Here is a 15,667-nt window from a genome sequence, read left to right as displayed (position 1 = left end):
TTTTGATTAGTTAACAAAATGACGATTTGATAATTAAAACCGGTAATTTTAGATTTTCCTTAAACATATATTACTAAAATTTTTAATTATGAAAAAACACCAACCTACCTCGGGCTTTAAGGCCAATTTTTACAACCTGTCATTTTTCTTATTGCTTTTCTATGCTTCATACGGGCAAACCGTAACCCCCTGGATTACTTCGGGCGACCAGAGTAAGCTATTGCAACAACAAGCTACAGTTAGCTTTAGTGCCAACTCCGGCACCAACGCTTCTACAATTACCGTTACGCCCTCTACCACGTACCAAACCATAGACGGTTTTGGATGGACACTTACCGAAGGCAGTGCCGAGGTTATCAACTCGTTAGCAGCAACACAACAAAATAACCTGTTGCAGGAACTATTTAACCCTTCAACAGGGTTGAGTTCATCTGTAGTGCGTATTAGTATTGCCGCATCCGATCTTAGCAGTTACAGCTATAGTTACAACGAATCGTCGGGCGATACGAACATGAATAACTTTAGCCTCTCCGGCCCCGACCTTACCTACCTGGTACCTATCTTAAAAAAGGTACTGGCCATTAACCCCAACATCAAAATACTGGCAACCCCGTGGACGGCCCCGCGCTGGATGAAAACCAACAACAGCTGGGTGGGTGGCAGCCTGCAAACTACCTATTATGCAGCCTATGCACGATATTTTGTAAAATACTTTCAGGCCATGCAGGCACAGGGCATTACTATTTGGGGCATCACACCTCAAAATGAACCCGAAAACCCGTATAACGAGCCAAGCATGCTAATGAACTCGGGTCAGCAGAAAGACTTCATCAACAACCATCTGGGTCCGCAAATGGCAGCGGCAGGATTTGGGGGTATTAAAATTATTGCGTTCGACCATAATTGCGATAACACCGCTTACCCAATAGATGTGCTAAACAACAGCGGCTATGTAGATGGTGCAGCCTTTCACCTGTATGCTGGCAATATCTCGGCCATGACAACTGTTAAAAATGCAACAGGCAAAAACGTATATTTTACAGAGCAGTGGGTAGGCGGCCCGGGCAGCTTTAGTGGCGATTTTGGCTGGCACATGCAAAATATAGTGTTAGGGTCAGTCAACAATTGGGCAAAAGTAGCCTTAGAATGGAACCTTGCCAACAACCCCCAGTACGGGCCAAGAACGCCCGGCGGCTGCACTACCTGCCTTGGTGCCATAACAATTAACAACAGCACCAGCTACACCCGTAACAGCCCGTATTACATTATAGGGCAGGTATCTAAATTTGTAAAAAGCGGCGCGGTAAGAATTGGATCTAACAGCAGTAACGGCAGCATAACAGCATCGGCATTTAAAAATTCAGATGGGTCAACCATATTGGTAATCTATAATTCGGGCGGAAGCAACACCATCAAAGTAGTTTCAGGTGCCAATGCCTTTAATTATACCGTGCCTGCATCATCGGCGGTAAGCTTTAAATGGACAGACGGTTCTACCCCACCATCAGGCTTTCCGGGTTACTACAATATTGTTTCCAAACTAAGTGTAAAAGGCCTTGATGTTGCCAACAACGCCACTACAAGCGGCGCAAGCATACAACAGTGGGAACTTAGCAACGGTGGCGGCAATAACCAACGCTGGCGGTTTGAGAGCGCCGGTAATGGCCAGTATTACATAAGGGTTAAATCTACAGGTATGTATTTGGCACTTGCCAGCACCAGCACTGTCGACGGCATTAAAGTGCAGCAAAAAAGCTTTACCAACGATAATACGTCTAAATGGACGGTTGCCAGTCTTGGTAACGGTTATTACAGGATAGATAATGTGTACAGCGGAAAAGCTTTGGATGTTACCGATGTTTCTACAGCCAATGGTGCACTAATACAGGTTTGGGCTTACGGCGGTGGCGATAACCAGCAGTGGCAATTAAATCAGGTAGAAAGCACTGCTAAACTTAATTCTTTAGGTGTAGCAGAAGTTGATAGCGATATTAAAAGTATATCTGTCTACCCTAATCCTACTAACGGCATTGTTACACTTACAAGCTTAGAAGCCGGTACGTACACCCTTATTGGCCTTACCGGAAACACTATTGCAAGCGGAACTGTTACCAGCGGAGAAAACACAATAGATACCGGCAACCTTTCGTCAGGTTATTACATCATCCGTTTTGAGAATGAGAAAGGCGTAAGCAAAACCTTAAAACTACTTAAAGAATAAAGATATAATTACGAATTTAAAATTACGAATTATGATTAAACCCGATACTTTATTTAGCGTATCGGGTTTTTATATCAAAAAAAAGGCCACCCGTAATGGGCGGCCTTCTATCTTAATACTTAATTCTAAGTACTAAATACTATTTTACGTCCATCAATTCTACATCAAAAATCAGTGTAGCATCCGGTGGTATAACGCCGCCTGCACCACGAGAACCGTAGCCAAGGTGAGATGGTATAACAAAACGGGCTTTATCGCCTACTTTAAGCAGTGCAATACCTTCGTCCCATCCTTCAATAACATTACCTTTTCCTAACGGAAACTCAATAGGCTGCTTGCGTTTGTAAGACGAGTCAAATTCCTGGCCGTTTACCAATGCACCTTTATAGTGTACAGATACTGTTTTGCCTTTCTCAGCCTGTTTACCATCACCTTTCTGGATAATCTGGTAACGCAGGCCACTTTCGGTTTTCTGGAAACCTGCAGCTATTTTATCCAAAGCCTCATCAGCCTGTTTTTTAGCCTCTGCAATACGTTTTTCGCGCGATCCTTCAAAGGTGCGAAAGGCCTCGATAGCATTCCATTTCTGGGCATCTTCGCCAACGCGTATAATTTCTAACGTTTCAATTTTATCGTTCTGTTGTATTGCATCAACAACATCCTGGCCTTCAATAACTTTCCCAAACACAGTATGTTTGTTATCTAACCATGGTGTAGCCACATGCGTAATAAAAAACTGAGAACCGTTGCTACCCGGGCCAGCATTAGCCATAGATAGAACACCAGGTGTATCGTGCCTTAAGTCTGGGTGAAATTCATCATCAAACTGGTAGCCCGGTCCGCCTGTACCTTTACCTTGTGGGCAACCGCCCTGTATCATAAAATCGGCAATAACACGGTGAAAAGCAAGTCCGTCATAATATGGTTTGCCTTGTGGCTTCTCGTTATTTTCCAGGTTACCTTCGGCAAGGCCAACAAAGTTACCTACCGTTCCCGGAGTTTTATCATAAGTAAGCTCAACCAGGATAGTACCTTTGGATGTATTGAATTTTGCGTAAATTCCGTTTTCCATTGTTTTATTTGTTTTGTGAGGTGCAAATTTACGAATTAATTTTAACTCTTATAAGTCCCATTTCATAACAAAAAGGTAAATTTGAAAAGCAAAGCCAACACCATGAACCAAGAAGACAACTACCTTGATGTAAATAAAAAAGCATGGAACAGTAAAACCCAGGTGCACGCAGCATCAGATTTTTACAATGTTGCGGCCTTTCTTAATGGTAAATCATCCTTAAACACTGTAGAATTAGAGCTTTTGGGTAATGTTGCCATCAAAAAAGTGCTGCACCTGCAATGCCATTTTGGTTTAGATACACTATCGTTAGCAAGGCTTGGCGCCGATGTTACAGGGGTAGATTTTAGCGAAACAGCCATACAAAAGGCCGAAGAAATTGCAGATGAGCTACAGCTTAATGCCCGTTTTATTTGCTGCGATGTGTACAATTTGCCTAATGTACTTAATGAGCAATTTGATATTGTATTTACCAGTTACGGCACTATTGGCTGGCTGCCCGATCTGGATAAATGGGCAGGGGTTGTCTCTCACTTTTTAAAACCGGGCGGCAGGTTTGTGTTTGTCGAATTTCATCCGGTAGTATGGATGTTTGACGCCAATTTTATAAAGGTAGCTTACAATTATTTTAAAGACACCGCTATTGTTGAAACTGAAAGCGACACCTACGCCAAAACCAATGCCCCTTTACAAAACACCATGATTACCTGGAATCACAGCCTTAGCGAGGTAATGGGTTGTCTATTAAGCGCAGGCATTACTATAAGCGGTTTTAAAGAATACGATTATTCGTCGTACAACTGTTTTAACGGTACGGTAGAATATGAACCCGGCAGGTACCGCATTGCCCATTTAGATAATAAGATCCCAATGGTATATTCCGTTACTGGAACTAAAACATATTAACAGATTATTCTTATTTTTGCGTAAATATTACACACACAATGGAAAGCCTTTACGACCCTAAGGGGAATCAAAATATATTAGACCGCATAGACCAGCTAAACCCTATGACCCTTTCTCAATGGGGGGTTATGACGGTTAGCCAGATGATGCAGCACTGCCAGGAACCCATTAAAATGGCTTTTGGCATCCTTCATGTTAAACCGCACTGGAAAAGCTACTTTTTTGCAAGCTCGTACCGAAAGAAACTTAACAGCGCAAAGCTGTTTCATAAAGACCAGTCTACCATACAGGAATTTATAATTAAATACGAGCCTAAATTTGATGTAGCCAAAGACGGCTTAAAAGCCCTGGTAGCCACTTTTGCCAAAGATGGCCATGCCGCCATTAAAGCCACCCGACATCCACTTTTGGGCGAGATGACTTACGCAGAATGGGATATCCTGCAATGGAAACACCTGGATTATCATTTAAAACAGTTTGGTGTGTAATAATTTGCAAAGCAAATTATTTAATTAACAATAAACAATTGGCAACTTATTCTCGTTTTAAATTTGCAAATCTCTTATTTAAATTAGATGCTGTCTATTAACGATTGCAAATTGCTCTTTGCCTATTGCTTGTTGCCAATTAAACTTTGTAACTTTGCCACTCTGAAACTCTGAAACCCTAAAAATGCGCATTGACATAATTACCGTACTGCCAGAACTGCTTAGAAGCCCTTTTGAAGCGTCTATACTTAAACGTGCTATAGATAAAGGCATTGTACAGGTACACCTGCACAACCTTAGGGATTACAGCACCAACAAACAAAAAAACGTAGACGACTACCAGTTTGGCGGCGGCGCAGGTATGGTTATGATGATTGAACCTATCGACGCTTGTATTACTAAACTTAAAAGCGAACGCGAGTACGACGAGGTTATTTACATGACCCCCGATGGCGATACGCTTAACCAAAAAATGTCTAACAGCATGTCTTTGCTGGAAAACATAATAATTTTATGCGGCCATTATAAAGGTGTAGACCAGCGCGTGCGCGACCAATTTATTACTAAAGAAATTTCTATTGGCGATTTTGTGCTTTCGGGTGGCGAACTTGCCGCGGCTGTTGTAGCCGACTCTATTATACGACTGATACCGGGAGTGCTAAGTAACGAAACATCTGCGTTAACCGATAGTTTTCAGGATAACCTGCTGTCTCCGCCCATATACACCCGCCCTGCCGAATACAAAGGCTGGAAAGTGCCCGATGTATTGCTAAGCGGCAATTTTGCCAACATAGACAGATGGCGCGAAGACATGGCACTGGAACATACTAAAACCCGCAGGCCAGATCTACTTGAATAATGTTTCAGGTTTAAATTTGTTTCAGGTTTCAGGTTGATTACTCCGTTAGTTATTAACGTGTAAGAGTAAGCCTGCCGAGTGAAGCTTAAGGCGGCCTCATCTTTTTGCGTTAAGCAAATTATGAGAAGAGGCGTTAAAAATCATTTGTTGTTTGAAGCGAAGCAAGTTCAAATGATTTAGCCGAAGCGAAATAATTTGTAGCTAAAAAAGATGTAGCCTTGAATTTTTGTTTCTTTTGTTTCAAGACAAAAGAAAAGAGAAGACAGAAGCTCAAACAAAATGTTGCTTTTTCTTTCTAACTCTAAAATATTTTCTATATTTGCAGCCGCAATCGGGTCAACCTCTGGCGATAATCGTGGTATGTTGCTCTGATATAAACAATTAAATAAAAAATCATGTCTGATTTAGTTAAATTTGTCGAGAACGAATTTGTTGCAAAAAAAGATTTCCCTGAATTTGGTGCCGGAGATACACTAACTGTGTACTACGAAATTAAAGAGGGTGAAAAAACAAGAACCCAGTTCTTTAAAGGTGTAGTTATCCAAAAAAGAGGTGCTGGTAGTACTCAAACATTTACTATCCGTAAAATGTCTGGTGCAGTTGGTGTAGAGCGTATTTTTCCATTAAACATGCCTGCATTACAAAAAATCGAACTTAACCAAAGAGGTAAAGTTAGAAGAGCTCGTATATTCTACTTTAGAGATCTTACTGGTAAAAAAGCCAAGATCAAAGAAAAAAGAAGAAGATAGTCTTCTACAAGAAGTATATAAAAATCCTTTCCTTAACCGGAGAGGATTTTTTTTTGCCCCTACCTGCACCGCAGTGCCTCCATCCAATTTAAAATAATCATCAATTAACACTCAAAAAATTTTAGAACCGGTTATAGTTTTTAACTTTGGAAAAAACTATAATATTTACATGAACAGGAGAAAATTTTTCCGCAATGGGTCGCTTTTTACATTGGGTGCTACCCTGCTTAACCCGCTTGAAGGGTCGGCACACGTAGTGGACTTAAACACACTACACAAAAACAAAAAGGCCAAAAATATAATTTTTATGGTAAGCGATGGTATGAGTACCGGCACGCTTAACATGGCCGATTTATACCTTAACCGCAAAACCGGCAAAGGCTCTAACTGGTTACAGCTTTATAAAGACCAGCGCATTAGCCATGCCCTTATGGATACGGCTTCGGCCAGTTCTATCGTAACCGATTCATCAGCAGGAAGTTCGTCTTGGGGTGGCGGTGTACGCGTTAAAAATGGCGTACTAAACGTTGGCCCCAACGGAGAAAAATACATGCCTATATGGCAAAAGTTTAAAAAAGCCGGTAAAATGGCGGGGTGCGTTACCACCGTGCCCATTACCCACGCCACTCCCGCAGGTTTTTGCGTTACTAACGATAGCCGAAACGCCCAGGAAGATATAGCGCAGGATTATCTTAACCTTGGTTTTGATATTATGATGGGTGGTGGCGACAAGTATTTTAATGCTGAATTGCGCAAAGATAAAGCCGATATGTATGCTGCCTACAAAGCCAAAGGCTGGCAGGTGGTTAAAACAAAGCAGCAAATGCTTGCTGCCAATAACGACAAGCCTGTTCTTGGTGTTTTTGCAGAAGACGGTTTACCGTATAGCATCGACCGAAAAAACGATGCGGCATTGGAGAGCACTACCCCTACCCTTGCCGAAATGGCACAAAAAGCCATTGACCGTATGAAGGGGCATAAAAATGGTTTTGTACTGCAAATAGAAGGCGGTAAAGTAGACTGGGGTGCGCATGCTAACGATGTTGGTGCTTTATTGTACGATCAGGTGGCGTTTGATGAAGCCATTAAAGTTGCCCTTGATTTTGCCGAAAAAGATAAAGAAACGCTTGTTATTATTACTACAGATCATGGTAATGCCAATCCGGGTGTGATTTATGGCAAAGATGCCAACGATAATTTTGACAGCATTCAGAAATATACCCACACTAACGAGTGGATTCTTAACGAGATAAAGCCTGATTTTACTGTTGCCAAAGTACGCGAACTGATTGAGATGGCAAATGGCAAAACAATAGCTGAAGAGGATGCCAAAACCATTTTAACCTATTATGACGGGCTGCATAAAGAAGATGGCGGATTATATAACTACAAAAAGGTTCCGTTTAAAGCGTTTGCGCAAATTCAGCAAAAAAATAACTCTGTGGGATGGATTAGTATGGACCATAGTGCCGATTATGTTAACCTTGCTATGTTTGGCCCCGGCAGCGAATTGCTTAAGCCTTTTGTAAAAAACACCGATTTGCATTACCTAATGCTGCAAGCGGCAGAGGTTGAGAACAAGTTTTAATTCCTGCAAAACTAAAATAAATGAAGCACCTGTACATAAGGTGCTTTTTTTATATATTGTGGCCAAATTTTACCCACTTAAATGAATAAATTTTTAAAAGAACTACTTTGGTTCTGCCTGACTGTAATTATTGCAGTGGCAGCATTTTATGTATTACAAATATGCAACCTCAGCAGTTTACTAATAGCCTTTTATGATGCTGTATATGTTACTGATGCCATTGATATTATTTCAATACTAATTATAGTTTTTGGTTTTATAATCTATTTGATACGAGTGCTTTCGCTGAAATTTAAAAACAAAACCTGTAATTATATTTATATAGCTTACAATGTTTTACTGATTATAGTTATATCGGGCGCAATACACTTAAACGACAAATTATCGCTAAGTGAGGGTTGGACGATATACCCTCCGCTAAGCAGCCCTCCGCAAAAAGTTGTAGTACATAATTTTATTGCCGATCCAATATATCTAATAGCAATACAGTTTATAGTGACTGTATTATTTGCCATTACTGCTTTTAAAATAGGGGAAAAATCTAAACACATTTAAAATGAAGTATATCTACTTACTCATAACTGCTGTTCTACTTTACAGCTGTAAGCAAACACCAACGGTAGATACATCTGTCTTACAAAATGGCGACCTTATTTTCCAGACCTCAACATCGGCACAAAGTCAGGCTATACAATTGGCAACAAAGTCAAAATATTCGCATTGCGGTATTGTTTATAAAGAGGGAAACGATTATTTTGTATTTGAAGCCATACAACCTGTAACAAAAACACCCTTAAATAAATGGATTGCCCGGGGTAAGGATGCACATTACGCAATTAAACGACTAAAAGATGCTGAAAAAACACTAACAAAAGAAGTACTGCAAAAAATGAAAGCCATAGGTAAAACTTTTACGGGCAAAGACTATGATTTATATTTTGAATGGAGCAACAACCGTATTTATTGTTCTGAACTGATTTGGAAAATTTACAAAGAAGGTGCCGGCATAGAAATTGGTCATCTGCAAACGCTTAAAGAATTTGACCTCTCTAACCCCGCAGTAAGACAAAAGTTAAAAGAACGCTACGGTAATAACATTCCTAAAAACGAAAAGGTTATATCGCCGGCAGCTATGTTTAATAGTAATTTATTGATAACAGTAATGGAAAAGTAATTATGATCAGAAAAATTTTGTTAGTGCTTATAACACTATATACATTTTATATAATATGTAATGTTTTTTTCTATGATTTTACAAGTTCAACTATTCCCGGATGGCATACTACACTGTTACCGGCCTATATCTCATTGGCTATATTAGCCTTTCCCTGGCTTATTTTTATAGCAATTTGTTACGGCATCTTTTTAAGAAAGAAAGTTTTAGACAGGCGAGTAATTTTACTTTATTTAGTACTAACTCTACCTCTCCCTACGTTGGTAATCATAACTAATAATTTTGATGCGATAAATTTATCACCACAAATAGATTTAATTATTAAGCTTACAGCAATATCCATATCTTTATTTTTGATAGGGCAACTTACTTTTATATGGTATCTACTAGAAATGACTAAAAGGAAATCATAAAACCTTATAACAACTCCAGAGCTTCTCGTTTAGCAATTTCAAAATCGGCAATAATGTCGCGCAAAATATCGCCGGCAGGCTTAATATCATTAATAAGTCCGGCAATCTGGCCAATTTCCAGTTCGCCTTCTTCAAGGTCGCCTTCAAACATGCCCTTTTTAGCACGGGCACGGCCCAGGAGAGCTTTAAGAGCATCTGGCGTAGGCGACGTTGCATACAGCGCCACTACATCATGAAAAAACTTGTTTTTAATAAGCCTTACGGGGGCCAGTTCTTTTAAGGTAAGATGCGTATCGCCATCCTGCAATTCCACCACCATTTGTTTAAACTTTTCGTGCGAAGACGATTCTACCGAAGCTAAAAAACGGCTGCCTATCTGAACGCCATCGGCACCCAGAACCATTGCCGCCAACATACCCCTGCCTGTAGCAATGCCACCAGCCGCAATAAGCGGCACGGTTAGTTTTTCTTTAACCATAGGTATCAGGGTAAAGGTTGTAGTCTCCTCACGGCCGTTATGCCCACCGGCTTCAAAGCCTTCGGCAACTACGGCATCAACGCCGGCGTCCTGCGCTTTAAGGGCGAATTTTACGCTGCTAACCACATGCACTACGGTAATGCCTTTTTCTTTTAAAAAGGCTGTCCACGTTTTAGGGTTACCTGCCGATGTAAACACAATCTTAACCCCTTCTTCAACAATAATAGTAATTATCACTTCGATGTTGGGGTACAGCATAGGCACATTAACTGCAAAAGGCTTATCAGTCGCCTTTTTACATTTCCGAATGTGCTCCCTTAAAACATCGGGGTACATAGAACCTGCACCAATAATGCCCAGGCCACCTGCATTACTAACAGCACTGGCCAATTTATAGCCACTGGCCCATATCATTCCGGCTTGTATTACTGGGTATTGTATATTAAAAAGTTGGGTGATCTTGTTCATCAAAGTACTATAACTTACACTTATAATAGATTATTCCTTTATCAACCTACCTGATTGCGACTGGTTAGCCGAGCTTATCCTGTAGCTGTAAATACCACCTGATAGGTTTTGTACAGCAATTTCGGGCTTGGCAGTAGTAACGTTTTGCTCCCATACAACCTGGCCCAAATTGTTATAAAGGGTTATGGTAGCCGCTTCTATACCTTGTGGTAGCGACAGGCTAACCGTATTTTTAAACGGGTTAGGATATATAACAAACGGTTCGGCTGTTGTAAACTTATCGGTTTGCAAGGTTAAGGCAAGTGCAAAATCGGGTATGCCGTAACCATATTGGTCGTTGGGATTATTGTAACGATCCGCCGACTCTTTAATGGCCTGTAATATTTCGGCATTGCTTTTAGCAGGTGCTGCCTGCCATAAACAAGCTACAAGGCCCGCAGTTATAGGCCCAGAGAATGATGTTCCGCTGGCGGTAGTAATAGTTCCAAATATATCTGATATAGTAGCCGATTGCCCCATAGCCATTACATCGGGTTTAACCCTGCCATCGTAAGATGGGCCAATAGAACTAAAAAAAGCATACTCTTCAGACGATGTTACAGCACCCACTGCAAGGGTGTTAACGGCATCAGCCGGTACCGATATATAAGGATCTGCAGACGCACCGGAGTTTCCTGCCGATGTTACGCAAAACAAGCCACGCGTAAAAGCTATATCCAGGCCGCGGCTTATAAAGGCCGTTTGCCCGTCCATATCTTCATACGTATAGCTATAGTTTGGGTTATCGTAATCAAAATACCCTAAAGACGTGTTTATAACATCAACCCCAAGGCTGTCGGCCATTTCGGCGGCTTCTACCCAGTACGATTCTTCTACAGGGTTTTCGCTGCTAACATCTTCGGTAATAAAAAGATAGTACGACGCATCTGGCGCAGTACCAACTAATTGGCCCTCTACATAGCCACCCATGGTTGAAAGCACGTTAGTGCCGTGGCTGCCTCCGGTATAAAAATCTTCACTGCCACCCACAAAGTTATGGCCTCCTAAAACAAGGTTGTTATCATACAATCTTTGGAAAGGCCCTGCCGTATTAACTCCCGGAAAACCGGCATCTAAAATGGCAATTGTCATTCCCGCCCCGGTATACCCCTGTTGGTGTAGCAGGTGCCCGTTAAGCATTTCTATCTGCGTGCCCGATTGCCCGTAGCTAAAATTCTCTGCCACATCGGTAACATCAGAAACCTTTGCAACAGATTTTGGCTGCTGCACTTTAGCCTGCTTGTTAACATCGGTAATATTTTTGTCGGCATAATCTATACTCGCCACAAAAGAAAGATTACCGAGCGTGCTAATATTAGCTTGTGTACCGCGAACGTGCAATGCATTAAGCCATTTACTTTTAGCCATAACGGTAATGCCGCCAGATGCAGCAACATCGTCTATATATTGTTGGTGTATAGGCACATCTATAGCGTCTAAAGCAATATTGTGGGCAGCACGCCTGTCTAAGGCTTTTTGAGTAAGCATTTCGAGCGGATTGGCAAGGTAATAGGCCGTATCGGGCTTATCTGTAAAATAAACCCAGGCATCCTGCTGGGCATTGGCAATACCGGAAATTACCAGTAAAGTAAAAAGTAATATCTTTTTCATATAAGCAATTGTAATTATGCCAAATTTAAGTAATAAATAGCAATGGGATATATAGATACGTAGAAATATAAGGCAATAGTTTGATTAATTACTACAACCATATATACAAATAAGCAGTATTTTTGCACCTGTAAAAACTATACCTAAAATGCTTTACCTTGTTCTTAGCATCATTTGCAGTGTATCGGTAGGAATTATTTTTAAAACCATACGCAATCATGATACCTGCATTACACAAATTGTGCTGTTTAACTATGTATTTGCTATTATATTATGCTACCTGTTTTTTAGTCCTGATATTAACGTTGTAACAAGTACTGCACCCTGGGGCATTTACATACCTCTAATGCTTTTGCTGCCAACTATTTTTTTATTCCTAGCATCATCTGTAAGGCATGTGGGCATAGTACGTACCGATGCCGCCCAACGATTATCATTATTTATACCCATACTGGCAGCTTGGTTTATATTTAAAGAACAATTCAACACCCTAAAATTAGCTGGGCTTGCCGTTGGTTTTCCGGCGCTCATGCTTATACTTTCTAAAAAGAAAGACAAAGCCGGCAACAACTGGCTGTATCCGGCCATTGTATTAGTAGGCTTTGGCGTAATAGACGTGTTATTTAAACAAATTGCGCTTTATAAAGCCCTTCCCTACACCACGTCTCTATTTTTAGTTTTTTGTGGCGCCCTGGCTGTTATGGTGGTATTTGTGCTGTATGAGGTTATATTTTTGCGCATAAAGCTCAACATTATTAACCTGGCGTTTGGAGCGTTGGTGGGTATCTTTAATTTTGGAAATATCCTTTTTTACATGAAGGCCCATAAGGCATTTGCCGATAACCCTTCTACCGTTTTTGCCGCCATGAATATGGGGGTTATTGTACTGGGCAGCATTGCCGGGATACTTATTTTTAAAGAAAAAGTATCTAAAATTAATTACCTTGGGCTTATATTAGCGTTAGGTGCCATTGTACTTATTGCGCTTTCGCAACTCTATAAATAATAGCGTTACTATATGGCTATAAAAAAGATAACCACTTACTCTATACAAAGCCTGCAAAAGGTTTTTAACTTATCGAGTAATAAGAAGGATTTCTTTTTTGTAGAAATTGGCCGCGAGAGCCTTTTTAACCCTGAGCCGCGACGGTCTGAAACCTACTCGATAAGCTTCTTAAAAAAGGGCAGCCTTAATATACAAACCGGACTGGTAACCCAAACCATAACCGGGCCGGCAATGGTGGCCCTTGGCCCAACCGTAGTGCGAAGCTTACAGGAAGGCGACGAGCAGCCGTTTATGGATATTATTTTTTTTACAGATGATTACCTGCTTGCCAACCGCAGCAACGTTTTTTATATGATGGAGTTCGATTTTTTTGAGAATGATGAACTTCATACCTGTAGCCTAACCAACGATCAGGCACAGAAAATAGAACGCATTTACAGCCTTATAAAAGATACGCTTTCGGGCAATCATTTTCATGAGCACGAAATAATCCGCAGTTATATTTTTGTGCTGATACATGAGCTTAACTCGTTTCATAAAATTAAAAATAACGATAACACAAATTTTACAGAGCGCATGTCTCCGCTGTTAGTCAGCTTTAAAAAACTGCTGTATAACGAATACCGCAGCGAACGATCGGTTAAATTTTATGCCGATAAGCTAAACATTACCCCAAAACATTTATCTGACCTGCTTAAAAAACAAACCGGTAAAACCGCTGGCGATTGGATAGACGAAGCCATTGTTCTGGAAGCTAAAGTACTCCTGCAAAATAAGGCCCTGTCGGTTTCAGAAATCAGCGACGCGCTTAATTTCTCAGACCAGTCGGTTTTTGGCAAGTTTTTTAAAACACACACCGCCCTGACCCCGCTACAATACCGAAAAACAGCACTATAGAAATATCGACGAAAATTACCGTAATTCCGACTTTATTTTAACGTAAAATCGACGGAACTTTGTAGTGTTAAAATTGATATATGAAACCTTCAGCCATAATGGTACTGAATACATTTCCTCAACCGGGAAAAGCGCACTTAAAATCATCTGCATCACAAAACATAGTTACCAACTATAATGTTTTCGGTATGTTATTCAATTTTATGCAGGCAACATTTAAAACCTGCAATCACAGCTAACGCTGCTGCCCCACACCTTATTTTACACTTTCCAAAAATTATGCATTCCTTTTCTATCAGAAAACAGGAAGGATATTATAATTTCTTAAACCGACGAAAACATCAAAACAATCAATAACAAACGATGGATCATTTTTTTAATAAAATAACCACATTTTTAATTACAGCCTTTATGCTGTTTGCAGGTGTTACGAAAGCGCAGGACAGCACCGGCAATGCGTATGTACTTAGCATAGAGCAGGCTGTGCAACTGGCTAAGCTAAATAACGACCACGTTACAATAGCCCGCTTAAACAGCCAGGCAGCTGTAAACGAGTTAAAGGAAGTTAAAAGCCACGCCCTGCCCCACATTGTTATGCAGGCAAGTGGCAAAAGGCTAACCAACGTTACCCTTTACGAACATGGCCTTCAGGACCGCGAATCGCTGCCGCCACCACCAAGCAGCTACCAGGCTGCTGTGGGTGTAGAGGCTACGTTCAATTTATATTCAGGCGGTAAGCACGAGGCTGCCATTAAAGAGCAGGAAGCCCGTAACCGCATTGCCGATATTAATGTAGAACAGCAGCAGGGCAGCATATCGTTGCAGGTAGTGCAGCATTATTTAGAGATACTGCGACTATCTCAGCTGGACAGCCTTTACAAAGACCAGATAAACCGCGAAAAACTGCGTCTTAAAAACATCAACTCGCTTTATAAAAATGGTAAGGTTACAAGGAGCGATGTGCTGCGAGCAGAAATTAGCCTTAGCAACCAGGAGTTTGCCAAAAAAGAAAACGAGAGCGATATTGAGATTTTTCATAACCGCCTTAATATCCTAATGCACCTGCCACAGGAAACCCGTGTAACCCTTAGTGATACGGCCATCGTAAAAACACTGCCCCCGCTGGAAATTATAGAAAAATCGTCAGACAATGATGCTTATAGTGTACGATCGGTTAAAGAACAGGTAAACCTTCAGCAGAGCGTTATTAAAGGGGCTAAAAGCAATTACATGCCCACTATAGAACTGGTTACAGAGTATGGTTATAACTACCCCAACTACCTGCGCTATCCGTATGTAGACCAGTTGTATGCCGTTGGCTTTGTAGGTGTAAGGATGCAGTATAATATATCATCGTTATACCAAAACAACCATAAAGTAAGTGCCGAGCGCAACCGCCTTGAAGAAATTAAAACTTCTGAAAACGCTACACGTGATAATGTAAACCTGGAAATTACATCGCTTAAAATAAAAATTAGCGATACGCAGGAAAAAATCGCACTGGCGCAAAAAAATATCGAGCAATCTCAGGTAAACTACCGCATTGTAAGCACCAAATATTTTAACCAGTTGGCACTTTTGACCGATTTGCTTGAAGCCGACAACATTTACCTGCAATCTAAATACAAACTTATAGAGGCGCAAACCTCATTATTAGACTACTACTACCAAACTTTATACACAACCGGAAAATTATAA

The 15,667-nt window shown here is 40.8% G+C and carries 14 protein-coding genes; 11 read left to right on the top strand and 3 right to left on the bottom strand.

The window, feature by feature from the left end; translation table 11 throughout:
- Positions 1–88: 88 nt before the first annotated feature.
- Positions 89–2,221, top strand: a complete 2,133-nt coding sequence (locus tag G509_RS21970; RefSeq protein ID WP_051200168.1) for an RICIN domain-containing protein — start codon at positions 89–91, stop codon at positions 2,219–2,221.
- Between the two features lie 139 nt (positions 2,222–2,360).
- Here the strand turns inward: G509_RS21970 and G509_RS0111515 are convergent, their stop codons facing one another.
- A complete protein-coding gene (locus G509_RS0111515; protein WP_026991669.1) occupies positions 2,361–3,293 on the bottom strand; it encodes a peptidylprolyl isomerase in 933 nt (310 codons plus the stop codon).
- A gap of 102 nt (positions 3,294–3,395) precedes the next feature.
- Here G509_RS0111515 and G509_RS0111510 point away from each other — a divergent pair, with 102 nt between their 5' ends.
- The 7 genes from G509_RS0111510 to G509_RS0111475 all read left to right on the top strand — a co-directional run bounded on the left by G509_RS0111510 (position 3,396) and on the right by G509_RS0111475 (position 9,057).
- On the top strand, positions 3,396–4,199 hold the full coding sequence (locus G509_RS0111510; protein ID WP_026991668.1) for a class I SAM-dependent methyltransferase: 804 nt from the start codon (positions 3,396–3,398) through the stop codon (positions 4,197–4,199).
- Between the two features lie 38 nt (positions 4,200–4,237).
- A complete protein-coding gene (locus G509_RS0111505; RefSeq protein ID WP_026991667.1) occupies positions 4,238–4,687 on the top strand; it encodes a DUF1569 domain-containing protein in 450 nt (149 codons plus the stop codon).
- 184 nt (positions 4,688–4,871) lie between these two features.
- Positions 4,872–5,546 (top strand): tRNA (guanosine(37)-N1)-methyltransferase TrmD, encoded by a 675-nt coding sequence (gene trmD / locus G509_RS0111500; protein ID WP_026991666.1) that lies wholly within the window; start codon positions 4,872–4,874, stop codon positions 5,544–5,546.
- Positions 5,547–5,941: 395 nt separating this feature from the next.
- Positions 5,942–6,295 (top strand): 50S ribosomal protein L19, encoded by a 354-nt coding sequence (gene rplS / locus G509_RS0111495; protein ID WP_026991665.1) that lies wholly within the window; start codon positions 5,942–5,944, stop codon positions 6,293–6,295.
- Positions 6,296–6,464: 169 nt separating this feature from the next.
- A complete protein-coding gene (locus tag G509_RS0111490) occupies positions 6,465–7,883 on the top strand; it encodes an alkaline phosphatase (RefSeq protein WP_026991664.1) in 1,419 nt (472 codons plus the stop codon).
- An 81-nt stretch (positions 7,884–7,964) separates the two neighbouring features.
- Entirely contained in the window at positions 7,965–8,438 is a 474-nt protein-coding gene (locus G509_RS0111480) for a hypothetical protein (protein ID WP_026991663.1), read from the top strand.
- 1 nt (position 8,439) lies between these two features.
- On the top strand, positions 8,440–9,057 hold the full coding sequence (locus G509_RS0111475) for a YiiX family permuted papain-like enzyme (RefSeq protein ID WP_026991662.1): 618 nt from the start codon (positions 8,440–8,442) through the stop codon (positions 9,055–9,057).
- A 417-nt stretch (positions 9,058–9,474) separates the two neighbouring features.
- On the opposite strand, the gene G509_RS0111465 is transcribed toward G509_RS0111475, so the two are convergent.
- Together G509_RS0111465 and G509_RS0111460 are read right to left on the bottom strand one after the other, a co-directional pair.
- The gene (locus G509_RS0111465) at positions 9,475–10,416 is read right to left on the bottom strand and encodes an NAD(P)H-dependent flavin oxidoreductase (RefSeq protein ID WP_035738900.1); all 942 of its coding nucleotides are present in this window, start codon (positions 10,414–10,416) and stop codon (positions 9,475–9,477) included.
- 30 nt (positions 10,417–10,446) lie between these two features.
- Positions 10,447–12,066 (bottom strand): S8 family serine peptidase, encoded by a 1,620-nt coding sequence (locus tag G509_RS0111460; protein WP_026991659.1) that lies wholly within the window; start codon positions 12,064–12,066, stop codon positions 10,447–10,449.
- 148 nt (positions 12,067–12,214) lie between these two features.
- Between G509_RS0111460 and G509_RS0111455 the strand changes: the two genes are divergently transcribed.
- The 3 genes from G509_RS0111455 (at position 12,215) to G509_RS21965 (ending at position 15,667) form a co-directional block, all read left to right on the top strand.
- The gene (locus G509_RS0111455; RefSeq protein ID WP_026991658.1) at positions 12,215–13,072 is read left to right on the top strand and encodes a DMT family transporter; all 858 of its coding nucleotides are present in this window, start codon (positions 12,215–12,217) and stop codon (positions 13,070–13,072) included.
- Positions 13,073–13,084: 12 nt separating this feature from the next.
- A complete protein-coding gene (locus tag G509_RS0111450; RefSeq protein WP_026991657.1) occupies positions 13,085–13,969 on the top strand; it encodes a helix-turn-helix domain-containing protein in 885 nt (294 codons plus the stop codon).
- Positions 13,970–14,332: 363 nt separating this feature from the next.
- Positions 14,333–15,667 carry a TolC family protein gene (locus G509_RS21965; protein ID WP_051200167.1) on the top strand — a complete coding sequence of 445 codons (1,335 nt, stop codon included), beginning with the start codon at positions 14,333–14,335 and terminating at the stop codon, positions 15,665–15,667.

This window comes from Flavobacterium subsaxonicum WB 4.1-42 = DSM 21790 (assembly GCF_000422725.1).
Lineage (GTDB): Bacteria > Bacteroidota > Bacteroidia > Flavobacteriales > Flavobacteriaceae > Flavobacterium > Flavobacterium subsaxonicum.
Note: the sequence above shows the minus strand (reverse complement) of the source record. Positions and strands in the feature narration are given on the sequence as shown.